The following is a 23,702-nucleotide window of genomic DNA, read 5'->3' as shown; positions in this document are numbered from 1 at the left end:
TGGCAACAGAACTCTGAAAAATTCCAGTATGTGGTCCTGTTTCTACAAAAGTCACTAGTTTGTTATATACACTGTTAAGAGATGAGCTTGTTTGAACAGAGTTAGTCTTTAGATTAACAACATCGGATGTATCCATACTCAACCGCCCATTATCTTTGAAACCAAGACTACTCAGATATGGCNATACACCGTTAAGAGATGAGCTTGTTTGAACAGAGTTAGTTTTGAGATTAACAACATCAGATGTATCCATACTCAACCGCCCGTTATCCTTGAAACCGAGACTACTCAGATATGGTATCAGATTTACTAGACCGGGACCACTTGCACTCCTACCTGATTCTGCAAATGCTTGGTAAAATGTTGCAGAAGAAGGACCTACATTAAAAGTCCAAGAGTCTTGAGATGTAGGATCTATACTTAATTCTACATCATTAATAGTTGCAAAGACATCAGAACCTGACGGATACCCAGTTCTATCAAGTTTTATTGAGATGTTTGGAATATCAGAATAGTCAAGATCTACACTTTGTGTACTGGTTGAACTATCATACTCAATATGTACACTATTACTAAGTGCGAAGAGTTGAATCATGGGCCATACGTTTGGATTTATACCTATTTGACCAGATGGAACCTGCGGATTAGTATTCAAGGAAGGAGTATTTCGTACAACGTTATTTTGACTAGATGGAGTAGTAGGAGTACCACTACACGAATTGAAACTTGCCTGTTCCTTGAGTTGTACCAGACAATCCTGCAGAATCTGGGATTGCCACTCCATCAGTTTGAGATACATCTACTCCTAGAACAGTGGAAGGTGTAGAGCTTGAACAAAAAACTCCAAAATCAATGCTTTGTCCAGGAGAGCCAGATGATGCTACCTGATCAGCTTGTTTTGCGCTATCAGTATTGGCAAAAAATGCGTACCAAGCACCATCAGATCCCTGGGCCATTTGAAGATGTTTTCCGTTTATTGAAACATTTGGTTGGCCTATTGCTTGATCTAATTGAGTATTATCTTCTCGTACAATAACTTCTGTTACCATCGGTCCAGAGATATGGTTATCAAAAAGACTATTTTCTGCAGAAACAAAAAGATTAGGATGATCTGAATAGGCAGACACTGCAGGTGAATACGTAGTAGTAGGTATTATCAGTGAGAAAGCTAGAAAAATTATCAGAATTTTATTCAACTTGCTAATATAAGAAGACGTATGAGATAATGTTGTCGAATAATTCATACTGCATTTCTCATGTCATATAATTCGCACATTAAGTTTTAACTAGGGTCAGAAATCAAGTGCGTCATGGTAAAACCTAAACCAATTATAATAATAAGCGGAATACTAGTATTAATCGGAATTGCAATAACTGCATATCAATCCCAGACAACTTCAGAAAATCTTTCAAATCAACAAAACACTCTAGCCATAGGAGCACAAATGGTAGTTACAAAAGGTATGAATCCAGAGAATAATCAGAATGGAGTATATTCTATTCAAATAACAGATTTTAGAAATGATGATAATGTCAAAACAACTGTAATTGATCCCGTGGGCACACCACTAATAACAAAAACAATTACGAAAAGTCCTATTCAAGAAATGTTCAAGATCACATCATCTGGAAATTATACACTGCAGATAGAGAATCACGGACAGAGAGAGATCCAAGTTCTCGGAATTATTGGATATTATCCACAAGGAATAGAGGTTGCAGATATTTCTGGATTCATAGCACTCATCACAGGACTCAGCGGACTAGCAGTTGGCATGATGTATCTAATCAAAAATCGTGTTAGGTCTAATTAAGAAATTGGTCTAGTTCAGTCAGCCCGTCAACTATATTTTTAAAATTATCATCGCTTTCCATTATTTTGTTGAGTTTATCCATATCAACTTTGAAAGTTTCGTTGCCATTGTTTTGACCTATCACTACAAACTTGTGTTCAATGACATAAGAGAGAAGATCTTTGATCTGATTTATTGGGAGTTGTAATTTATCTACTAAATATGTAGAATTTTTCTCTCCACTTTCAAGTTCTGCCATAATTGATGAGACATTTGGATCTACTAGAATTTCCATCATTTTTTGTTTGTCAAAACTTTCACTCAAGTCTACCAACTATTCCTAGAATGTAATACTTTTTTCTTATTAGATATAAAATCACTTATCAAAACCCTATCAATCTTTTCAGGATTTATGTAATATGCTCTTCCTTTCAAATGTTTTTCAAGACTTTCAACATAACTCAATAATTCTGCTTCCTCACTTACCATAATGGTATCGATTTCAATACCTTCCTTTTTGCATTTTTTTGCTTCTTGGAGTGTCTTTGTTTCTACAGAAGGATCAACTTGCCTATATCTATAGCACAGATACACCAACTCGTTATGTATATCCAGCATTACATCACGTTCATTTTTTATTTTAGAAAGAGTTTGTTCATCAGGTCTATAAAAATGCGAATATGGCTTATCTGCTAGTATTTCATTTTTCTGAGATTCGTCATCTACAAAACATGCACTTGGTTGACCATCAGTTATCAGAATAATTTTTTTATTCTGTGAGCCATCTTTTTTTAAAATTTTTAATGCAAGTCTTAGTGCAGCTTGATAATTTGTATAATGAAGAAAGTTATCATTTGCATCATATGTTTTAAGATACGGTATGTCAATAGGATTAATTTGTGATGCCAGTGAACCAAAACCTACAATATAAACAGAATCATTTGGAAAGAATTTTTTATTTAATACATAGAGTGCCCACAAAGCCTTTTTTGCTGCTTCTATCCTAGTTCCATCTCCAGAACTTAGAGAGTATTTCATTGTAGAGCTAAGATCTATACAGTAAACCACTGCAACCTTTACCTCTTCTTTTGTTTCAAATTTTTCAAAATCATCAAGTCTTAGCTCAAGTGGAAATTGGATTGGCTCATTTTTACTTTTTTTTCTTTGGATTAAATTCAGTAGTGTAACAGGAATATTCAGATGTTTGATATCATCTCCGATGTCAAGTTTTTTTGAAGTATCAAGCACTGTATCACCAGATCCAATTTCTCTAGATTCATGAAATCCATAATTTCCCTCATTAATTGCCTTCATTACATCTTCTAGCATTTTTTGTCCAATTTCAAAAAATGCTTTTTTTGTTAGCCATTTTCTCTCGTCTTTGAGATATCCAAGTTTTTGCAAGTATTTTGTCATAGGCTCATCATTACCATATGATTTTGTTTCTTGTTGACCATCGTTGGATTCATTTTGTGATGAAGAATTCTGCATTACATCATCAAGTATGGTTTCAAGATCTTTCATTGATGGTGTTTTTTCTTTTAAGGCCTGTGTTGCAACGGATTTAAGAATTTGATTGAGCATTTCATCAGACATGTCTTCGGTAGTATTTTCAGATTTATTATTCTCATTTTGAAAATAGACAAATTTTACAGTATCAGTTTGCAACGTATTCACCTTCTTTTCTATCTAGAATTTTAGGTTCAACAAAGCAAAGACCATCAAGTACTAATTCTACAATACCAGCTTTAAGCTCACTTTGTACACTTTCTGAAATTATCAAGTTATCAGCAGAAATCCCATACTTTTCAGTCTCTTTTACAAATAGTTCCTGATCAGAAGTGACTCTTGAATATACGCGGGTAACCAAATTCAGGAGAGAACTAAAGTTCTTTAACTGAGTTTCGTAAGAGATGAGCACATCATTTGAACCAAGAATTGTTTGAGAAACTTGGAATGACTTGCCCAGAAATTCATTTTTTATCAGGTCAAAAATACTTGGATCTACATCCTGCAAGTATTCTAAAGAAGTATCTTTTATAGAATTAGAGATGAAATTTTTTAGAACTTTGGAGCGATTCGTTGGAGTGTCATCTAGCTCAGAGAGTTCAAACTTTACAGATTGTTCAATTGAAAACACATCACATGGTCTAGGCAATGCCAAAATATCATATGTTATAGATCTAGTTCTCTCTGCTTCCCCTACAAGTAATTCTAGACAATGTATTCCCATTCTAACACTTACGCCTTTATCTTGGTTGATTTCATTACTGGAACGAGCTGTTTGAACAATCCTTGTCAAAATTTTTAACATGAATATTGGAATAAATGATCTTGGTATTTTTGCTTCTTGAATTATAATTAACATTTCTTCTTTTACTGATCTTGGATAATGAGTTTGAATATGGCTTTTCAGTCTATCATATAACGGTTCAATTATTTTTCCAGAGTGAGTATAGTCGATAGGGTTTGCAGTAGCAAAAAATATTGTTTTTGGTTCAAATATAACAGGATATGCACCAGTAGTGAATCTACCTTCTTGCAAGACAGACAAAAGCGCTACTTGTTTTCTAGTATCAAGAACTGGTAATTCATCAATACAAAATAATCCATGCTTTGCTTGCATTAGTTGACCAGGAGAATAAGATTCAATTTCATACATCTCCGTACCATTTCTAGCTATCTTGATTGCATCTATCTGACCAACTAGATCTTTTACAGAGATATCAGGTGTTGCTAATACATATTTGAATCTGTTTTTACCATCAACCCATTCAATTGGAGTATCAAGTTTGTTATTACGAATTTTTTCCATACTTTCACTATCTACGTAGAATTTTGGAACAATCATAGGATTGTCTTTATCTTCCAACAAAAGTATCAAATCCCTAGGCGGAAGATCCATCGGACAGTCATTTGTAATACTGCCTCGGATTATGGGCATTGGAGAAAGTAAAGTATCTGCAATTGTTTGTGCTATCCTAGTTTTTGCTTGTCCTATTTGGCCAACCAGAATAATATCATGACATGACAGTATTGCACGATCTAAAGCAGGAACAACATCATTGTCAAAACCCACTAACCCAGGATATTTTACACTTTTTGCTTTTATCTTTGAAATTAAATTTCGGCGAAGTTGTTCCTTTGCATCAACTATTTTATAATTAATTTCTAGAAGATCTCTTAATGTTTTAATTTGTTTATAGTCCTCAGGAAGACCAGCCATGATTTCACTATACTTTGGTTTGGAGTCATAACTTCTATTAACAAAATTTGCAAATTCTTGAGCCATTACAATAAATACTCGCCAAATGCGATTTAAAGTATTATTATTTTAGCATGGTTTTTATCGGGGATATAAGGGATTTTTTAATACTTGTCTTCACAAGAGTTCAGACACATAGTTAGAATTGCGGGTAAGGATATTCCCGGTGCAAAAAAGACCATCATCGGAGTTGGTCAAGTAAAGGGAATTGGTTACAATTTTGCAAAATCACTTTTAGAAGTATTAAAAATTAATCCTAATAGTAATGTAGGTTTTCTTACAGAATCACAAGTAGAAGAAATAGAAAAAGCAATGAGAGATCCAGCATCTGTCAACATACCATCATGGTTTCTAAATAGACGAAAAGATATGGATACTGGGAATAACTTCCATCTCATTACTTCCGATATTGACTTTAACGTAAGAAATGATATCGAACGAGAAAAAGGAATGAACAGTTGGAGAGGATTTCGTCACACATATGGATTAAAAGTTCGTGGACAAAGTACACGTACTACTGGTAGAAAAGGCGGTGCAGTAGGAGTAAAGAAAGGAGGAAAAGTTTTACCGGCTGGTTCACCTGGCGCTCCAGCTGAAGGTGCAGCGGCAGCAGCTCCAAAGGCGGGTGCAGCTCCTGCAGCAAAACCTGCTGCAGCGGAAAAGAAAAAGTAGGTTATTGTAAATGGGAGATCATCCAAAAAATTCACGCAAAATGTGGAGAAAGCCAAAACGTCCACTCAATTATGATTTGTTAAATGAAGAATTACACGTACTGGGTACTTTTGGACTAAAGAATAAAAGAGAACTATGGAAAGCACATACAGAGCTTTCTAGAATAAGAAATCAGGCCAGATCACTCTTAGCTTTAACACAAGATGTTAGAAGTACAAAGGAACCAATACTCATGAAATCACTTACAAGAGTTGGATTAGTCAAAGAAAATTCAACATTAGATGATGTACTCAATCTAAAAGTGACCGACTTTTTATCAAGACGATTACAAACATTTATTCAGAAAAAAGAATCAATCAAGAGTCCATATCTTGCAAGACAGATTGTAGTACACGGTCACGTAATGATTGGAGATAGAGTAGTCACTGTTCCTTCATACACAGTAAAAGTGGAAGAAGAAGATCAAATCCACCTATCACCAGAATTAGACCTCAACAAGGCAAAACAACAACCTGTTCAGGAAGTAAAAACTGAACAACCAGCTGAGTAAGAGTAAAACACACGCAATCATTATTTATCAAGAAAATCTATAAGATATCAAACATGTGTTCAATCATAGGGTATCTAGGCATTAGCTCTGCAGCTCCAATAATAGTCAAGGGGCTAAAGAGGATGGAATATCGCGGTTATGACAGTGTGGGGGTTGCAACTTTTTCAGAAGATCAGATCAGTGTGAGAAAAGGAGTAGGTAAAGTAATAGAAGTAAATAAAGCAGCAAAATTGGATGAACTTTCCGGAACTATAGGAATAGGCCATACCAGATGGGCCACTCATGGGATGGTAACTGACACCAATGCCCATCCACACCCATCAAGTTCAGGAGAAATAGCAATCGTACATAATGGAATAATTGAGAACCATGAGGAATTAAAAAAAGATCTACAAGAACTAGGTTACAATTTCAAAAGCCAAACAGACAGTGAAGTAATTGCAAATCTTTTACAATATAATTATGACAAGACCAAAGAAATTAAAAAATCTATAATAGATACAGTGGCCGAATTGAAAGGCAATTATGCTTTTGTTGCAGTTTTTCAAGACGGAACGTTAGCTGCAGCCAGACTTCATGAACCATTAATAATCGGGGTTGGAAAAGAAGGATATTTCATTTCAAGTGACGTACTTGGATTTGTAGAATACACTGATGAGGTAATCTATCCAGATAACAAAGAATTTGTAATTATTGATAGAAATGGATTGAAGATTTTTGATTTTGATGCAAATCCAGTACGACATCAAATAACCAAGGTATCAAAAGAATTTGCTGATGCATACAAGGGACAATATGCACATTACACTTTGAAAGAGATTTCAGAACAACCGACAACAATACTGAATGCTGGGAATAATACAAAACTTGAGATTGACTTGGCTTCGGATTTAATAAAACATGCAAGAAATGTATACATCACAGGAAGTGGGACAAGTTACAATGCAGCATTAATTGCAAAATTTCTTTTTTCAAAATATGCAAAGATAAAGGTCGAACCATTAATTTCTAGTGAAGCACAGTTTTCTCCAGACATATTTGAAGAAAAATCAATTCTAATAGCAATATCCCAAAGTGGTGAAAGTGCAGACGTATTAGAAGCCGTAAGTATTGCCAAAAAGACAGGATCTAAAATCATCTCAGTGGTCAATATGATGACATCTTCACTAGTTCACCAGTCATCCATTTCAATGGGACTCAATTGTGGTCCAGAGATAGGGGTAGCAGCAACTAAAAGTTTCACATCACAACTTGTCGTGCTATACAAGATGGTTGACAAAATATGCGATGGTTGTATAGAACTGGATCTGACAAAAGTATCAGAAGCAATAAAGAAGATTATCTCCAACGATTCGAAGATTAAAGATATTGCAAAGAGGCTAAAAGATGTTTCAGACATTTACGTATTAGGAAGGGGTATACATTATCCAATTGCTTCAGAAGGTTCACTAAAGTTAAAAGAGCTCACATACATACATGCGGAAGGTCTTCCAGGCGGAGAATTAAAACATGGCCCATTGGCACTAATGGATATCAATTCTTATGTTTTAATCATAAATCCAAACGATTCCACCTATAATGATACATTAACATCAGCTAGAGAAATAAAAGCAAGAGGCGCCAAGATAATAGGAATTTCGGACAAGCCAAGTGACGTATATGACTATTGGATAGACATACCTAGTATCAACGAGTCATTATATCCACTTGTAGAAATAGTACCAATACAACTTCTTGCATATTATGCCGCAATTGACAAAGACTTTGATCCAGATTATCCGAGAAATTTGGCAAAATCAGTAACAGTCAAATAATTTTCAAATACTCTTTTTCAGTTAGATCCAATAGACTCTTAGCATCAATTCCTGTTTTGAGCATACATCCAATAGATGCACCCCCTGCCCCAGCACCCTCTTTTACAAATCCTTCAGCGTATGAACTCAGTCCAGAAATTTCTGATTCTGCAAGTTTAAGTTTTGCAACTAGTATAGGAATATCCATTATTTGCATTATGATATCAGTCAGATTTGCAGATTTATCGTCTACCACGTAAGAAGTAGTACCAATGGCGGTGTTCTTCCCTTCAAATCCCATACTTTTTGCAAAAGCAAGTACTGCTGCCATTTGTGTTCCACCAGCCAACAACACATTTGAAATTTCAGAAGCAGTACTAAGAATACCTGCAATAGTAGGAATCATTGGATCACCTAATTGTGATATGATCTCAAATGGATCTTTTGATTGTAGTCTTTTTAATGCCTCCTTCACAGTTTGAACCTTGAGTCCCACAGGATTTTTGGGCATACTGCTGCTTACAAATCCTGTAATCCCAAATCCTTCAAGTACACCAAGAGCTGTTGTAGTACCACCGGGAATGCTTTCACCAATTATAACACAGTCAGTTGAAGCCCCAAGAAATCTACCAATTATTCTACCATATTCTACCGCTTTTCCAACTTCGTCAAGACTGAGAGCAGGTTCTTGCCCAATATTTTTTCCATAATCCAAATCCATATCAATGAATGGGAGTTTTGGAGATATTTTGCTGCCAGCATTTATTATTACATTTGGAATACTTGCTGCTTCTAATGCAGTTTTTGTTAACAGTGCGGGAGTTGGTTTTCCATCAGGAGTCATTGGGATTACAGAGATACTTTTACAGTACCCATAGTGAATAAATTCAGCGTCAGCAGGTCCTGTGAATTTTATCAGATCAGGATGTTCTCCAGCCATAGTTATTCCAGGTATTTCAGATGTGGCAGTATAAGATATTACTAGAGAGAAGATGAATTTCTTTTGCTTGGTTTGTTGGATGAATTCTAGACCTTTTTGCTTGTTGCCAAGTATTTCTATATCTTGCAATGACTAGTCACTGCCCATAAAATCCAAAAATTCTGATTCTGTCCTAGGTTGTAGCACAAAATTTGTCTTTTTTTCTTTGTCGATAGTGGAATTTGGCGAACTTCCATAATTATGTCCCGGATACAACACAAGATTACCATCAAGTTTGGAAACAATATCAAATAGACTATGATAGAGTTCTTTTGCACTACCTCCAGGCAAATCTGTTCTTCCACAGTTTCCCACAAAAAGTGTATCACCTGAAAAGATCTTCCCATCACCAACTAAACACATACTATCTTTTGAGTGTCCAGGAGTATGTATTACAACAAGTTCAGATTTGCCAAAGGTTATTTTTTCACCATCAGATATACGCACATCATTTTTTAAAGTAGAGGCTTCGTGTTGTAAGATTTTAGATTTAGTGTATTTTACAATTGCATCGTTTCCAATAGTGTGATCAAAATGATGGTGCGTATTTATAACATATTTGACTTTTAGATCATTTCGTTCTATGATTTCTATAACCATTTCTAGATCCCATGATGGATCTATGATGACAGATTCCTTTGTATCTTCATCTTCAAGAACATAGGTAAAATTTTGCATGTTTCCTACTTGAAGTTGGTATACTTTCACAACAACACCCCAATTTCCGCTTCAGGCGGAATTCCTATTTTTTCAACAGTTATTTTACCGCATACATCTTGTGCCTTTGGCATTCCGATTTTCATCTTGTGAAAAGTTATAGTAACATCTGCTTTTACACATTTGTCATTTACTATTCCTGTATCTGGATCAAGGCCTGATGGAACATCAATAGATAGTTTGAAAGCATGAGATTGATTTATCAGATCTATTGCAGAGGAATATGGTTCCCTAATCTTTCCATGTATTCCAGTTCCCAGTATTCCATCTATTATAACTTCAGCATCATTTACAATTCCATTTGTATCAGAGGCAATTACAAGATTTACAGAATTCATTTTTTCCAAAATTTTCCAATTAGACCTAGATTCATCTGTTTTTATTTTTTCAGGATGTCCTAGAAGTATGACCGTAGGACAATAGTCAAACGCGGCTAAATGTCTAGCCACTACAAAAGCATCACCTCCATTATTTCCCAACCCTGCAAAGATCGTTATTTTAGATTTTGAATCAGGGTAAAGTTCAACAATGTGTCGTACAGTAGAGGCGCCAACATTTTCCATCATCAATTTTCTAAAAAAGCCCATTTGATGCCCATTCTCTTCAATTTGCATCATTTGTTTTACAGTGATTTCCATATCAATATGGAATTTTATGTCAAATAAGGGCTTTACCAAAATGCACATTCATAGATAAAACCAGAATATTTACACATCTAGAGCAATATAAAATTCAGAGTTAGACCATGAGATAACCTGATCAGAATATCAGTTACAACAATACAATCCACATTGTCACGTACTAATCCAAATAACGAATAGAGAAACAGGAATTCAAGAAATTTCTACAAATGGAACCCCAGTAATGAAATGTATTTTTTNAAATGCACATTCATAGATAAAACCAGAATTTCTACACATCTAGAACAATATAGAACTCAGATTGCTAAACCATGAGGTAATCTGATCAGAACATCAGTTACAACAATACAACTCACATTGTCATCTACTAATCCAAATTACTAATAGAAAAACATGAATTCAAGAAATCACTACAAATTGAACCCTAGTAATGAAATGTATTTTTTGCAATATAGACAATCTAGAAATCATTAATGCGGGAGAAGGGATTTGAACCCTCGAAATCCTAAGATACTAGCCCCTCAAGCTAGCGCCTTTGACCAGGCTGGGCGACTCCCGCAATTGGTTTTACCCATGTATGGTTTTTATAAGCCTTGATTACTTTTTGTGACTGTGCTAATTCCTGTCAGATGTTTTACTTGCGGAAATTTGATTGCTGACAAGTTTAAAGAATATCAAAGTCGTGTCAAAGGCGGAGAGGATCCTGGAAAAGTTTTAGATTCTTTTGGTTTTAAAAGATATTGTTGTAGAGCAATGATATTGACATCGGTTGAGACAATTCATCAAGTCATTCCATTCTACGAAGCCATAAGAAGAAGAGAACAAGAAGTAAGATCCGAATTAGAATAGAATGCCTAAGATTACTTCAATTAAAGGCAGAATACTTTACAACAGCAGAGGAAGTCGAACTATAGAAATCGATGTAATATCAGACAACAAACATGTAGGACGAGTTTGTGCTCCGTCAGGTGCAAGTGTTGGAAAACATGAAGCCCAGAGCTTTCCACAGAATAAACCAGAAAAGAGTTTAGAAGTTTTAAAAAAAAATGTAAAGAAATTCATAGGTCTTGACCCATCCAATCTGAAGATAATTCATGAGACCTTAAGGGAAATTGATTCAACTCAGAATTATTCAAAAGTGGGCGGTTCGCTTGCATTTGCACTAACTATTGCAGCAGTAGAATCAGCTTCAAAATCTCTACAGTTACCAATGTTCAAATTGCTTGCAAAAGATTCCACTTTTAGATATCCATTTCCTCTTGGAAATATCCTCGGAGGTGGAGCACATGCGGGACCAGGTACACCAGACATTCAAGAAATCCTAGTCTGTGCCACAGGTTCTAAAACTGTTCGTGATGCAATAGATGTTAATTTGATGGTACATAAAGAAGTAGGAAAAATTTTGTCAAAAAAAGATCCAAGTTTTACAAATGGAAGAGGAGATGAAGGAGGTTGGGCTCCAAAATTAAAAAATGACGAAGCCTTGGAAATATCTGCAAAAGCTTGTGAACAACTCGGTTTCACATTGGGAAAAGAAGTTTCGTTAGGAGTAGATTTTGCATCATCCACACAATGGAATGAAAAGAAAAAAAAATATGTATATGACAGAGCAGGTTTTGAAAACACTCCTGAAAAACAGATTGAGTTTGCTTCAGACATAATAAAAAAATACAAACTTGTATATGCAGAAGATGCTGTTCATGAGGAAGCTTTTGAAGACATGTCAATTCTGACCAAGCGATTTCCTCGTGTTCTCATAACTGGCGATGACCTATTAGTAACTAACACAAAAATTCTCAAAAAAGCAATAAAGATGAGATCCTGTAGTGGAGCAATATTGAAAGTAAATCAAGCAGGAAGTCTATATGATGCACTGGAATTTGCCAAAGAAGCAAACCGTNCAAAAATTCTCAAAAAAGCAATAAAAATGAGATCCTGTAGCGGAGCAATATTGAAAGTAAATCAGGCAGGAAGTCTTTATGATGCACTAGAATTTGCCAAAGAAGCAAACAGCAATAAGGTAAGGATAATTACATCACACAGATCTGGCGAATCAACAGATTCACACATATCACATATTGGAATTGCAACCAAATCAAAGATGCTCAAGGTCGGCATATTGGGCGGAGAAAGGATGGCCAAACTTAACGAATTGATACGACTCTCAGAGTATGATTTAATACGTGGAATGGCCGAGATTTAGAAACACACAATGAGCAAGCAAGAAGACGTTGAACACATGGAGAAATACGTGCTTTCCACCNGGCCGAGATTTAGAAACACACGATGAGCAAGCAAGAAGACTTTGAACATATGGAGAAATACGTACTTTCCACTGGAATAAGAGTAGGTACTCAAGTAAAAACAAAATTCATGACTCCATTTGTCACAAAGGCAACAAACGAGGGACTTTACATCATAGATAGTAAAAAAACGCTATCCAGAATTCAGACAGCTGCTAAATTCATCAACAGAGCAGACATTACAAAAATTCTAGTTTGTTCAGGTAGAGAATATGCTAGCACTCCAGTTGAGAAATTCTGTGAGGTCACAGGTGCAACCCCCATGCTTGGAAGATTCATGCCAGGAACTCTAACAAATCCTTCATTACCGTATTATAGAGAACCAGAATTAGTTTTCATATCAGATCCACAAGTAGATGAACAAGCAGTTGTGGAAGCTACTAATGCAGGAATTCCAGTAATAGGAATTTCCAACACAGATAATGTTACTTCCAAAGTAGATTTGGTAATTCCAGCAAACAATAGAGGAAGAAAATCATTGGCTGCAACCTATTGGCTTTTAGCAAGAGAGATACTAATGCAGAAAGGTAAATTAAAAAATGCAGATTCTATGAAATACCAAATAGATGATTTTGAAACCAAAATAACGGAAGAAGAGCTAGAAGAAGAAACAGAGAGAATGCCTACCCCGAGAATGAGAACACAGAGGCAATAACACAATGCAGGTAAGGACACCAGCTGTTGCTGGGATGTTCTATCCAAAAACAAATCAAGAACTAAAATCAAGTATAAAGAATTGTTTTTTGCACAAATATGGCCCAGGGTCATTACCACCCTCATCGCATAATGAAAAAATTATTGGTGTGATATGCCCACACGCCGGATATGAGTATTCTGGTCCAATAGCTGCAGATTCATACTATGCAATATCATCACAGAACCCCGAACTTGTAATAATCATAGGACCAAACCACTGGGGAATAGGACGAGATGTTGCTGTAATGAAAGATGGAGTATGGAGAACACCGATTGGAGATATAGAAGTAGATACAGAATCTGCAATTGAAATTAACAAGAGTTCAAAATTGATAGAGTTCGATTCTTTTTCTCATACAAGAGATCATTGTTTAGAAGTACAAATTCCAATGCTTCAAGAAACATTTTCTCACAAATTCAAGATTTTGCCTTTGATTTTAATTGATCAGAGTTACCATACTGCAATTGAAGTAGGTAAATCTATAGCAAGTATTTCGAAAATTAAAAATACTATCATAATTGGTTCTTCGGATTTTACTCATTATGAACCGAATGATTTTGCACATAAACAAGATAAATCTTTGATAGATACAATAGTAAAACTAGATGTAGACAAATTTTATAATATATTGCAGGAAAAACAGATTAGCGCATGTGGTTACGGAGCGATTGCATCTACAATGATAGCTTGTAAGGAACTGGGAGCAACCAAGGGTACCTTGATCAAATATGCTACTAGTGGAGACATAGTCGGAGACAAGAGTTCAGTGGTAGGATATGCATCGATAGTATTTTCATGAAATCTATAGCATCAGCTCCTGGAAAAATCATTCTTTTTGGAGAACATTTTGTAGTGTATGGTATGAAAGCTGTGTTATGTTCTATAGATAAGCGAATTACTGCAACATCACAATTAATCGATGAGAGAGTGATTAGAATACGATCTTCTTTAGGAGAGTCAGAAATAAACATGGATTCATCAAACAATTTAGAAAAAGTGCAGCAAAAATTTATGAAACCTTTCTTCTACATAGCACAAAAAGCAATAAAAGAAAATTCTGCAAAAAATGGAATTGAGTTAGTTTTAGAATCAGAGATACCTCAAGGAGTAGGACTGGGATCATCATCCGCTGCGTGTGTAGCAGCTACGGCTTCGGTCAATGGATTGTTTTACAAACTATCAAAGAACGATGTGATGAAGATAGCTGTACAGGCAGAACGTACCATATTTGAACAAAACTCAGGAGCAGATTCATCAGTATCCACGTTTGGCGGACTAGTATCATATGATCTCAAAAAGGGATTTGAAGACATCCCATCAAGAAATGATTTGAGTTTCATAATATCAAACTCTGCGCAGGTTCACAATACGCAAGATGTTGTAAGACAAGTTAGAAATTTTAAAGAAAAAAATGACGATCTTTTCAATAAATTATGTAAACTGGAAATGAACATAGTTGACAACGCTATGTCATCATTGAAAGAAAATGATTTAAACAAATTAGGTTCCCTAATGTTAGAAAATCATGATGTGTTAAAACAGATAGGAGTCTCTACAGAAAAAATAGATCTTTTGGTTCAAGAAGCCAAAAAAACATCTTATGGTGCAAAGATAACAGGAGCTGGGGGAGGCGGCTGCATTATTTCTCTTGTTGATGATTCAAACAGCGAAAATACGTTGAACAATTTAAGAAAAACCTCAGATTGTTTTGTGACAAAGATTGACTACAGCGGACTCAGATATTCATAAAATATGTCAATTTGAGCTAAAAAAGAATCAACAATTTACAGGCACTAATCAAAAATGAAAGAACGTAGCAGATGCTAGTCAACAACACCATTTTAGGGATATACTTTTTAAAACCGTCCATAGCACTGTTAAAAATCATGATCTTGATAAAACTGGGTGGCTCCATAATTACTAACAAGAATAAACCATTAACCCCAAATAGAAATTCAATAAGGAAAATTGCTACAAATCTAAAAAATGTGAATGAACCACTTGTCATAATACATGGTGGAGGTTCGTTTGGACATTATTGGTCTGTAAAATATGACATGCATACAAAACCTCAAAGACATGAAGCTAAAGGGGTCTCTTACGTTAAGAATTCCATGGTAGAACTAAACAATATTGTACTCAAATCATTCCTAGAATCAGACCTAAGACCATATTGTTTACCTCCTAGCGATTTTATGACAAGTGATAAACCTTTGATCAAGAAAGTTAAAGAGATCCCAAAAATTGCAAAAACAGGATTAACACCAATTTCTTATGGAGATGTGATGTGGTTTGGAAAAAACAAGTTTTACATCTTGTCAGGGGATAGGATTATGGGAATTCTTTCAAAGATATTACGTCCTCGCCTTGCAATTTTTGTTACTAATGTAGATGGAGTGTATTCGGACATGAAAAGTAAGAGGCTTTTGAGTGAGATCACAGAAGAAAAACCAATCACTTCAGAAGTATCAATGGATGTAACAGGAGGAATGGCTCGCAAAATAAAGGAGGCTTTTAACATATCAAAGAATGGGACAGATGTTTTCTTTGTGAATGGAAACGTTCCAAAGAGGATAATAAATGCAATAAATGACAAGAGTTTTGAAGGAACAGTATTTAGGGGATAGTTATGGAATATCTCATTCTTGTAGACAGTAATGATAGTCAAGTAGGATCTGAAGAAAAAGTAAAATGCCATCTTCCAAACGGAAAACTTCACAGAGCGTTTACCATATTTTTATTCAATCAAGAAGGAAAGCTTTTGCTCACGCAACGAAGTATGAGCAAAATGTTGTGGCCTGGAGATTGGGATGGAACAGTAGCAAGCCATCCAAGGCAATCAGAAAATTATGTTTCATCTGCGGAAAGAAGACTGCCTGAAGAATTAGGAGTCACATGTAAATTAGATTATTTGTACAAGTTTGAATATCATGTTCCCTACAAAGACATAGGATCTGAAAATGAGGTTTGTGGTACACTAATTGGAATATTAGATGATCCTTCAAAAATAAAACTTGTAGAAGACGAGATTTCTAACATTAGATGGGTTACATTGGAACAAATATTATCAGAGATCAGCAAAACGCCACAAATTTTTTGCCCATGGATGTTAGTTGCATTATATTTTCTACCAGAATCAAGTGATAACATAAGCGACAGGCATAAGGAAATCATCAAGATGTGGAACAAAGAAGGTCTGAAAAGCAAACTAGAAACATCATTAAAGTATCATTTTCCAGATCACAAATGGGAGCTAAAAAAAGAATGAAGTTAGAAAAACTTGCAAAAACTACATCCAAAATAGATTCTTTTCTATCATCTAGACTTTCAGGAGAACCAAAGGAACTGTATCAAGCTGCAAGGTATTTGATTGAACATGGAGGAAAAAGATTGAGGCCATACATGGTCATCAAGAGCTGTCAACTATTGGGAGGAACTACAAGACAAGCAATACCGGCAGCTGCAGCAATTGAGATGGTACATAATTTTACACTAGTACATGATGACATCATGGATAATGATGTGATAAGACATGGTGTACCTACGGTTCATGTCAGGTTTGGAATGCCAAACGGAATTCTTGCGGGAGATTTGTTGTTTTCAAGAGCATTTGAAACCATTTCAAAACCTTATTTGCACCAGTTAGAAGGTGTTGGTCTAAATCTAGTTACTACATTAGCAAAGGCATGTACTGATGTATGCGAGGGTCAATCACTTGACATTAGCATGGCAAAATCAAGTAAGATACCAAATGAAACTCAATACATAAAAATGATTGAGAAAAAAACGTCATCGTTGTTTGTGGCATCTTGTGCAATGGGTGCAATAGCAGCAAACAAAAATTTGTCAGATGTGATAAGACTTTCTACATTCGGAAGAAATTTGGGAATATCTTTTCAAATAATTGATGATCTAATTGGAGTCTTAGGAGATCCAAGGATTACAAAAAAACCTGTTGGAAATGACATTAGAGAGGGGAAAAAATCATTACCAATTTTGATGGCAATTAAAAAAGCTGGTAAACAAGAAAAGAAAATAATATTGAATGCGTTTGGTAATTCATCTGTTTCAAAAAGTGATGTAGAAAAAGCCATATCAACTATTTCTTCTCTCGGGATAGAAACAGCAATAAAACAAAAGGCTGCATATCATTCCGATACAGCTAAGAAAGCCATATCAATATACGATGGACCTGCAAAAAACGAATTGCTCTCTTTGCTTGATTTTGTGGTAGAGAGGAGTCTTTAATTGGATGACGAATTAAAAAGGATGATCAGAGGAATTGCTCTCCTTAATGCGTCAGAACATGATGGAAAAACTAGAAATGATTCAATCATATCCAAGGTAATCGGTACAAAACCAGAATTACGATCTAGAATAAAAGATGTCATTCCACTCATTTCACAAACTGTGATTGATGTAAACAAACTATCAGTAGAGGTACAGAGAAAAGAACTTGAGAGTAAATATGCTGAACTTTTAATAGTAAAACCAAAACAGGAAAGAATCGGTTTACCCCCACTTGAGGACGCAGAACAGGGAAAGGTCATTACACGTTTTCCACCAGAACCTAACGGTTATCCCCACATAGGGCATGCAAAGGCATCAATAATTGATGAAGAGTATGCAAAGATGTACGGGGGGAAACTCATTCTAAGATTTGACGATACAAACCCAGAAAAAGAGAGACTAGAGTATTATGCAGCAATCAAAGTTGGTCTTGACTGGCTAGGTGTCAAGTATGATCTCATAAAAAATACTTCAGATGACATGGAAATAATTTACGAAAAGGCAAAGGAACTGATAGAGGCAGGTCATGCATACGTGTGTACATGTGATAAGGAGACAATTAGTAAGAATAGAAGAGAGATGATATCATGTAAGTGCAGAGCTGGAAACCTTGAACAGAACAATATACGCTGGAAGAAAATGTTTGACAAGTTCAAACCGGGAGAGGCAATAGTTAGATTTCGAGGAGATATGAGTTCAGAGAATACAGTCATGCGAGATCCCACCTTACTCAGAATAATAGATGAATTGCATCCAATACACAAGAACAAATACAGAGTTTGGCCAAATTACGATTTTGCAGTATCCATAGAAGATAGCATAGATGGAATTACACATGCATTTAGAACAAAAGAATATGAATTACGAACTGAACTCTATTACACACTTTTAGATAAGATGGGTATGCGTAAACCCAAAATGTTAGAATTTTCAAGGCTAGAATTTGAAGGAATGCCAGTCTCCAAAAGAGTACTAAAACCTCTAGTAGAAGAAGGAAAAGTATCAGGATTTGACGATCCCAGACTTCCAACATTAGAGGGATTACGTAGAAGAGGCATAGTTCCAGAAGCTATCAGGAAGTTTGTCATATCCCTTGGCTTTACCAAATCTGATACCATGCCACCATTTGAGACACTTGAATCATTTAATCGAAAAATAATCGACCCAGAAAGTATAAGATTATTCATTGTCTTTGACCCTGTAAAAATAACAGTAACCAACAACAATCTTACTGAAATTGAAATTTCGAATCATCCACAAAATAACATGGGTAAGAGACAAATTAAGATAGATGGAAATTTCTACATATCAGGAAACGATGCCAAGACACTGAAGATTGGCGACGAGATAAGACTCTTAGAGTTATACAACATAAGAATAACAAAGATAGGTTCAGAAATTGAAGGGGAGATTACAGACACTAGTTACAAACCTGACATTCCCAAGATTCAATGGGTTTCAAGAAAAAATCCAGTAAACATCGAAGTTTTGATATCAGATGTGCTATTCATAAATGACCAATTTAATGAGAACAGTCTAGAAGTCAAGCAAGCTATTACAGAACAACACTACTTAGAGTTAAATGTGGGAGCAGAAATCCAGTTCGTGAGATTCGGATATTGCAGAAAAGATTCTGCAAATCAAGCGATATACACACACAAGTGAAGAAAATGAAGATTGCAAGATTGCTTAAACAAAATATGGAAACATATGCTTTTGTCAATGGAGAAAAGGTTTTGACAAGAGAAAGTATGACATCACAGACAGGAATCCCAATACCGCAAAGTATCAAAGATTTCTTGTTTGATGGTTGGTATGATGAAATAAAAAACAATGCAAAAAATCTTACATATACAGAAAACTTATCGGATTTCAAATTTCTTCCTCCAATTCCTAATCCATCCAAGATAATTTGTTTGGCATTCAATTACAAAGATCATGCAAAAGAACAGAACTTGATTCCACCAGATGAACCAGCAATAGTAATAAAACCAAGAACAACACTCAATGGAGCTACATCCGACATAGTTTGCCCGTCATTCGTTTCAAAGCTTGATTATGAAATTGAGCTTGCGGTGATCATTGGTAAAGATTGTAAGAACGTATCAGAAAATCAGGCAAAAGAGTCTATTTTTGGATACATGATTCTAAACGATACTTCTGCAAGAGACATACAAGCAAAAGATAAACAGTTTACAAGAGCAAAAGGCTTTGATACTTTTGCACCTTGTGGCCCTTGGATAACTTCAGCAGATGAGATACCAGAACCACAAAATCTGAAGATGCTAACAAAGGTAAACGGAGACATTAGACAAAACTCTTCAACATCAAATATGCATCTAAAGGTATACTCAATTGTATCACTACTAAGCAAAGCAATGACATTAGAGAAAGGAGACATCATATCGACTGGAACACCGGCCGGAGTCATGCTAAACAAACCAGATGCCATATTTTTGAAGGATGGAGATAAGATAGAAATGGAGATAGAAAACCTTGGCAAACTGCAAAATACCGTAAAATTTGTCTAAAGCATAATTTCTATACTCTAGAGCATAGACATTAAAATTATTAAGAGATAAAATCTGCCATCAAACATGGGAAAGATAATTGTTGGTAAAACAAGTGATTTTACTCCAGGTAAAATACAAAAAGCCACAATAGATGGAAAAGACATACTTGTTGCAAATATAGACGGAAACTATTATGCAATAAATGATACTTGTACTCATGCAGGAGCAAGCCTTTCCGAAGGAAGTTTGGATGGACAGATCATAAAATGTGGATGGCACGGGGCAAAATTTGATTGTAAAACAGGTAATCTTTCAGAGTTTCCTGTCAAGATAAAAGACTTGAATTCGTATAAAGTGATAGTCGAATCAGAAAATATCTTTGTAGAAATATAGTGCAAACTTTATAAAATAAGATCAATTAGCATAAGCTTGAATGTTACAATGGTCGACAAAAAGGATCCAAATATTGATACTCTGAATACGGCCATCAACACACTAGCTGAAATTGCATCAAACCCTTCTACTCCAAGAAACATCAAGAAAGACTTGACTGACCTTGTTACAAACCTGAAAAAACAAGATGCCCCTGTTTCTGTGAGAGCCGCTAATGCAATAAGCCTTCTTGATGACATATCTCAGGATCCTAACATGCCATCATATGTGAGAGTTACACTGTGGCAAGCAGTTTCTGCCCTTGAAAGAATAAGGGAATAAATTTAGTGTAAACTATAATCGATTTAATGAAAATTGAGGATTATCTATCATCACTTCCAAATTCCATAATCAGTGGAGAAGATGTCGAATTATCAGATGAGACATTAAGAGAGATCTTTAGATTTGCAAATCTTACAAAAAATGACATATTTTATCATTTGGGGTGTGGTAAGGGCAACAGCATCATAATAGCGTTAGAGGAATTTATGGTAAAGAAAGCCATAGGCATTGATAACAACAAAGAGAAAATATCACAAGGCCAAGAATCACTCCAGAAAAAACACATTACAAATGGATCGTTTAGACATCAAGACATTACGATTTCTGATATTAATGATGCAAGTGTAATACTCTTCTGGTTTTCAGATGAAAAGATAATTGAGAAAATGATTCCAAGATTTCAAAATCTAAAATCAGGATGTAAAATAATAACCATATGGGGTCCTCTTACAGGACACATGCCAGACAAGATAGATTTTCCATACATTCTAAATGTGATACCATTCAAAAAAGCAGAATCTTTACGAGACCAGATGCTTGCAATATTCAATACAGACTGTATTGATTTTGCTGTTGCATGGGAATTTGCGGATAGATATTCCAAAGCTATTGGTTCAAAAAATGTTGAAAATGACAGATTTCTAACTATACTTCAAACACTTGTGATATGGATAAATGCCAAAAATCTCGGAATTGCGTGCGGAGATGATATACCAGACCCGGTAAAAAGCTATATTGGAATTCTCAAGACTTTTTTCAACATTGAAGTTGAACATCTACTTGATCACTAGATGGAATTATCAGTCATGTTTTTATTTGTAAACATCATAAATTCACATTATGCAGGAAAGGATTAACATCAACGTATCAGCTATAGATTATGAAAATACCAGTAAAGCTATCATATCAACACTTGGCAATGTAGAAAAGATGGTCCATGGTGAAAATGATTTCATAGTAACTGATTCAGAATTTGCCTTTGGATGGCATTTCTATGTAGTTTGTGTCAACAAGTCTCTTGTAAAAAGGCTATCAGACCAGATGGGTCCAGATTTTGAGAAGATAAAAGGAAAAGGCTTGGAACACAAGTTTTTGACATGGCTAAGCGACAAGGTCAGCCAAAAAAATCTCAAGGTTAAACTAGCCATAAAAGAAGAGATGGAATCAAGTAAGTTTGGGATATTTTAAAAAGTTAGTTAATTGAAGAAATATCAATTATCAAATTGTTATAATTAAATAAAAAAGGCCCTTGAGGGGAATCGAACCCCTGTCCGGGGATCCACAGTCCCCTATACTCGCCACTGTACTACAAGGGCCACATAAGGAAAATCCTTTTCAATCCAGTATTAATCTTAACTCAAGCAACAGGTATTGCTTTCAGATACACTTGTAACTATTTACTATGAACTAGTTAGGTTTATGGATTAATTATTCCTCTACCGATTATTTTTCCTTCTTTTAGCATTGTTAATGCCTCAGTTGCTTGATTGAGATTGAATCGGTTTGAGATCACTGGTTTTATTATTTCTCGACGAGCAAGAGAAATTAACTCAATCATATCAGTCATGGAACCAGTATATGATCCCATTAACTTGTATGCCCTAGTAGGCATAGTTACAAGATTCAACTGCAGAGACCCACCAAATAGACCAACAAGAACAACACGAGCTCTACGTCGCAGAATTTGCATATCTGTTTCTACAGATTTTGTCGCATTGACAAAATCAATTACAGCATCAGCACCCAAATTACCTGTTAATTCCATTATAGCTTTTACAGGATCTTCCTTGGAAGAGTTGATGACAATATCCGCACCGCTTTGTTTTGCTACTTTTAATTTGTCATCATTAACATCTAATGAAATTATTCTTGCACCGCTAATTGCTTTAGCCAATTGAATACCCATCAATCCAAGTCCTCCAGCACCCACAATCACCACATTATCATCTGGATTTAGTTTTGCAGTCTTAATTGCGCCATAAGCAGTAAGAGCAGAACAAGATAAAGGAGCACATACATCAGTGTCCATGTCATTTATTTTTGCCAGATATTTGTAATTTGGAACAAGAACATATTCTGCATAACCTCCATCATTGTAAACACCCAACGACCTAGGTTTGTCGCAAAGATTTTCCTCACCAACCCTACAAGCTGGACATAAACCTTCACCGATCCAAGGAAAGACTAGAACTTTTTCATTCTTTACAAATCCTTCCACATCTTCTCCCATACTCTCTACTACTCCAGCTACTTCATGTCCAGGAGTTAATGGATACTTGACACCCCTATCAGTTGTTTTCATGAATGAGCCTGCAGGACCCTCATATCCGCCATCCCACAGGTGGATATCGCTATGACATACGCCTGCAGATTCTACTTTAATTAGAACTTGGGAACCACGTGGTTTTGGAGTTTCAAGAGATTGAACTTCCAGAGGTTCTTTTACTTTGATTATTCTTGCAGCATTCATGTTCAGAGGTACCAATACGTCATATAAGATAGTTTTGTGGATAAAAATAATACCAGTAAATATAATCCAGAATTAAATTTTAGATCAGAATCATACTATCAGATATTTTCTGAAAATCAAGGTTAGGTTTATTAGCAACAAAAAAACTAATCGCAAATATGAAGCTGAGAATGTGGTGGATTTCTATGGGAATCGCTGCAGGAGTAGTCTTTTACGCAATGCTATATCTAGGCACAGTTCTTTGTGTTCCAATGGAAAATGCTCCTTGTGTGTCGTTTTTGAAATAAAATCACACCCTAGATTTA

25 protein-coding genes, 2 tRNA genes and 2 pseudogenes are annotated in these 23,702 nt (G+C 35.4%); 19 read left to right on the top strand and 10 right to left on the bottom strand.

The window, feature by feature from the left end; translation table 11 throughout:
- Positions 1-710 precede the first annotated feature (710 nt).
- Positions 711-1,196: a hypothetical protein gene (locus DYY66_RS10765; protein WP_166289168.1), complete on the bottom strand. Its 486-nt coding sequence runs from the start codon at positions 1,194-1,196 to the stop codon at positions 711-713.
- 114 nt (positions 1,197-1,310) lie between these two features.
- On the opposite strand from DYY66_RS10765, the gene DYY66_RS10760 reads away from it, so the two are divergent.
- Positions 1,311-1,814, top strand: a complete 504-nt coding sequence (locus DYY66_RS10760; RefSeq protein WP_166289165.1) for a hypothetical protein — start codon at positions 1,311-1,313, stop codon at positions 1,812-1,814.
- Here DYY66_RS10760 and DYY66_RS10755 read toward each other — a convergent pair.
- The 3 genes from DYY66_RS10755 to DYY66_RS10745 all read right to left on the bottom strand — a co-directional run bounded on the left by DYY66_RS10755 (position 1,807) and on the right by DYY66_RS10745 (position 5,085).
- The gene (locus tag DYY66_RS10755; RefSeq protein ID WP_166289163.1) at positions 1,807-2,118 is read right to left on the bottom strand and encodes a hypothetical protein; all 312 of its coding nucleotides are present in this window, start codon (positions 2,116-2,118) and stop codon (positions 1,807-1,809) included. The genes DYY66_RS10760 and DYY66_RS10755 overlap by 8 nt on opposite strands.
- Positions 2,119-2,120: 2 nt before the next feature.
- On the bottom strand, positions 2,121-3,197 hold the full coding sequence (locus DYY66_RS10750) for a VWA domain-containing protein (RefSeq protein ID WP_166289161.1): 1,077 nt from the start codon (positions 3,195-3,197) through the stop codon (positions 2,121-2,123).
- 253 nt (positions 3,198-3,450) lie between these two features.
- Positions 3,451-5,085, bottom strand: a complete 1,635-nt coding sequence (locus DYY66_RS10745) for an AAA family ATPase (protein ID WP_166289158.1) — start codon at positions 5,083-5,085, stop codon at positions 3,451-3,453.
- A gap of 84 nt (positions 5,086-5,169) precedes the next feature.
- Between DYY66_RS10745 and DYY66_RS10740 the strand changes: the two genes are divergently transcribed.
- Genes DYY66_RS10740 through glmS form a run of 3 tightly spaced genes read left to right on the top strand, consistent with a single transcriptional unit; the run spans position 5,170 to position 8,094 of the window.
- Positions 5,170-5,730: a 30S ribosomal protein S13 gene (locus tag DYY66_RS10740; RefSeq protein WP_166289155.1), complete on the top strand. Its 561-nt coding sequence runs from the start codon at positions 5,170-5,172 to the stop codon at positions 5,728-5,730.
- Positions 5,731-5,740: 10 nt separating this feature from the next.
- Complete coding sequence (locus DYY66_RS10735; RefSeq protein WP_166289152.1) at positions 5,741-6,280, top strand: 30S ribosomal protein S4; 540 nt, start codon at positions 5,741-5,743, stop codon at positions 6,278-6,280.
- A gap of 53 nt (positions 6,281-6,333) precedes the next feature.
- Positions 6,334-8,094, top strand: coding sequence for a glutamine--fructose-6-phosphate transaminase (isomerizing) (gene glmS, locus DYY66_RS10730; protein WP_166289149.1), 1,761 nt, complete (start codon positions 6,334-6,336; stop codon positions 8,092-8,094).
- Here glmS and cobT read toward each other — a convergent pair.
- The 4 genes from cobT to DYY66_RS10710 all read right to left on the bottom strand — a co-directional run bounded on the left by cobT (position 8,087) and on the right by DYY66_RS10710 (position 10,969).
- Positions 8,087-9,142 (bottom strand): nicotinate mononucleotide-dependent phosphoribosyltransferase CobT, encoded by a 1,056-nt coding sequence (gene cobT, locus DYY66_RS10725; protein ID WP_166289146.1) that lies wholly within the window; start codon positions 9,140-9,142, stop codon positions 8,087-8,089. The two genes, glmS and cobT, sit on opposite strands and share 8 nt — an antisense overlap.
- 3 nt (positions 9,143-9,145) lie before the next feature.
- On the bottom strand, positions 9,146-9,760 hold the full coding sequence (locus DYY66_RS10720; RefSeq protein WP_166289143.1) for an MBL fold metallo-hydrolase: 615 nt from the start codon (positions 9,758-9,760) through the stop codon (positions 9,146-9,148).
- On the bottom strand, positions 9,757-10,407 hold the full coding sequence (locus DYY66_RS10715; RefSeq protein ID WP_166289140.1) for an NAD(P)H-hydrate epimerase: 651 nt from the start codon (positions 10,405-10,407) through the stop codon (positions 9,757-9,759). The genes DYY66_RS10720 and DYY66_RS10715 overlap by 4 nt, the downstream gene beginning before the upstream one ends.
- 477 nt (positions 10,408-10,884) lie before the next feature.
- Positions 10,885-10,969 (bottom strand) — tRNA-Leu (locus DYY66_RS10710).
- A 53-nt stretch (positions 10,970-11,022) separates the two neighbouring features.
- Between DYY66_RS10710 and DYY66_RS10705 the strand changes: the two genes are divergently transcribed.
- The 15 genes and pseudogenes from DYY66_RS10705 (at position 11,023) to DYY66_RS10635 (ending at position 22,115) form a co-directional block, all read left to right on the top strand.
- Positions 11,023-11,259, top strand: a complete 237-nt coding sequence (locus tag DYY66_RS10705) for a DNA-directed RNA polymerase subunit N (RefSeq protein WP_166289137.1) — start codon at positions 11,023-11,025, stop codon at positions 11,257-11,259.
- 1 nt (position 11,260) lies between these two features.
- Positions 11,261-12,310, top strand: a pseudogene (locus tag DYY66_RS10700) (enolase); the annotation flags it as partial.
- Between the two features lie 114 nt (positions 12,311-12,424).
- Positions 12,425-12,613 (top strand): annotated as a pseudogene (locus DYY66_RS16600) (enolase); the annotation flags it as partial.
- An 83-nt stretch (positions 12,614-12,696) separates the two neighbouring features.
- Positions 12,697-13,368, top strand: a complete 672-nt coding sequence (gene rpsB / locus DYY66_RS10690; protein WP_166289134.1) for a 30S ribosomal protein S2 — start codon at positions 12,697-12,699, stop codon at positions 13,366-13,368.
- A 4-nt stretch (positions 13,369-13,372) separates the two neighbouring features.
- Complete coding sequence (gene amrB / locus DYY66_RS10685; RefSeq protein ID WP_166289131.1) at positions 13,373-14,209, top strand: AmmeMemoRadiSam system protein B; 837 nt, start codon at positions 13,373-13,375, stop codon at positions 14,207-14,209.
- Complete coding sequence (gene mvk / locus DYY66_RS10680) at positions 14,206-15,159, top strand: mevalonate kinase (RefSeq protein WP_166289128.1); 954 nt, start codon at positions 14,206-14,208, stop codon at positions 15,157-15,159. Before amrB ends, mvk begins: the two co-directional genes overlap by 4 nt.
- 137 nt (positions 15,160-15,296) lie before the next feature.
- A complete protein-coding gene (locus tag DYY66_RS10675) occupies positions 15,297-16,037 on the top strand; it encodes an isopentenyl phosphate kinase (RefSeq protein WP_166289206.1) in 741 nt (246 codons plus the stop codon).
- 2 nt (positions 16,038-16,039) lie between these two features.
- Positions 16,040-16,678 (top strand): isopentenyl-diphosphate Delta-isomerase, encoded by a 639-nt coding sequence (idi, locus tag DYY66_RS10670; RefSeq protein WP_166289125.1) that lies wholly within the window; start codon positions 16,040-16,042, stop codon positions 16,676-16,678.
- The gene (locus tag DYY66_RS10665) at positions 16,675-17,658 is read left to right on the top strand and encodes a polyprenyl synthetase family protein (RefSeq protein WP_255496439.1); all 984 of its coding nucleotides are present in this window, start codon (positions 16,675-16,677) and stop codon (positions 17,656-17,658) included. Before idi ends, DYY66_RS10665 begins: the two co-directional genes overlap by 4 nt.
- Positions 17,659-19,365, top strand: coding sequence for a glutamate--tRNA ligase (locus DYY66_RS10660; RefSeq protein WP_166289119.1), 1,707 nt, complete (start codon positions 17,659-17,661; stop codon positions 19,363-19,365).
- A 5-nt stretch (positions 19,366-19,370) separates the two neighbouring features.
- On the top strand, positions 19,371-20,231 hold the full coding sequence (locus tag DYY66_RS10655) for a fumarylacetoacetate hydrolase family protein (RefSeq protein ID WP_166289116.1): 861 nt from the start codon (positions 19,371-19,373) through the stop codon (positions 20,229-20,231).
- A 66-nt stretch (positions 20,232-20,297) separates the two neighbouring features.
- On the top strand, positions 20,298-20,606 hold the full coding sequence (locus DYY66_RS10650) for a non-heme iron oxygenase ferredoxin subunit (RefSeq protein WP_166289113.1): 309 nt from the start codon (positions 20,298-20,300) through the stop codon (positions 20,604-20,606).
- A 48-nt stretch (positions 20,607-20,654) separates the two neighbouring features.
- The gene (locus tag DYY66_RS10645) at positions 20,655-20,927 is read left to right on the top strand and encodes a UPF0147 family protein (protein WP_166289203.1); all 273 of its coding nucleotides are present in this window, start codon (positions 20,655-20,657) and stop codon (positions 20,925-20,927) included.
- A gap of 26 nt (positions 20,928-20,953) precedes the next feature.
- On the top strand, positions 20,954-21,718 hold the full coding sequence (locus DYY66_RS10640; protein WP_166289110.1) for a methyltransferase domain-containing protein: 765 nt from the start codon (positions 20,954-20,956) through the stop codon (positions 21,716-21,718).
- Positions 21,719-21,767: 49 nt separating this feature from the next.
- On the top strand, positions 21,768-22,115 hold the full coding sequence (locus DYY66_RS10635; protein WP_166289107.1) for a hypothetical protein: 348 nt from the start codon (positions 21,768-21,770) through the stop codon (positions 22,113-22,115).
- A gap of 56 nt (positions 22,116-22,171) precedes the next feature.
- Here the strand turns inward: DYY66_RS10635 and DYY66_RS10630 are convergent.
- Positions 22,172-22,243, bottom strand: a tRNA-His gene (locus tag DYY66_RS10630).
- 101 nt (positions 22,244-22,344) lie between these two features.
- Complete coding sequence (locus DYY66_RS10625; RefSeq protein WP_309224009.1) at positions 22,345-23,412, bottom strand: alcohol dehydrogenase; 1,068 nt, start codon at positions 23,410-23,412, stop codon at positions 22,345-22,347.
- Between the last annotated feature and the right edge of the window lie 290 nt (positions 23,413-23,702).

The sequence above is a fragment of the Candidatus Nitrosotalea sp. FS genome (assembly GCF_011319475.1).
In the GTDB taxonomy this organism is placed as follows: Archaea; Thermoproteota; Nitrososphaeria; order Nitrososphaerales; family Nitrosopumilaceae; genus Nitrosotalea.
This window is presented reverse-complemented; position numbering and strand designations above follow the sequence as displayed.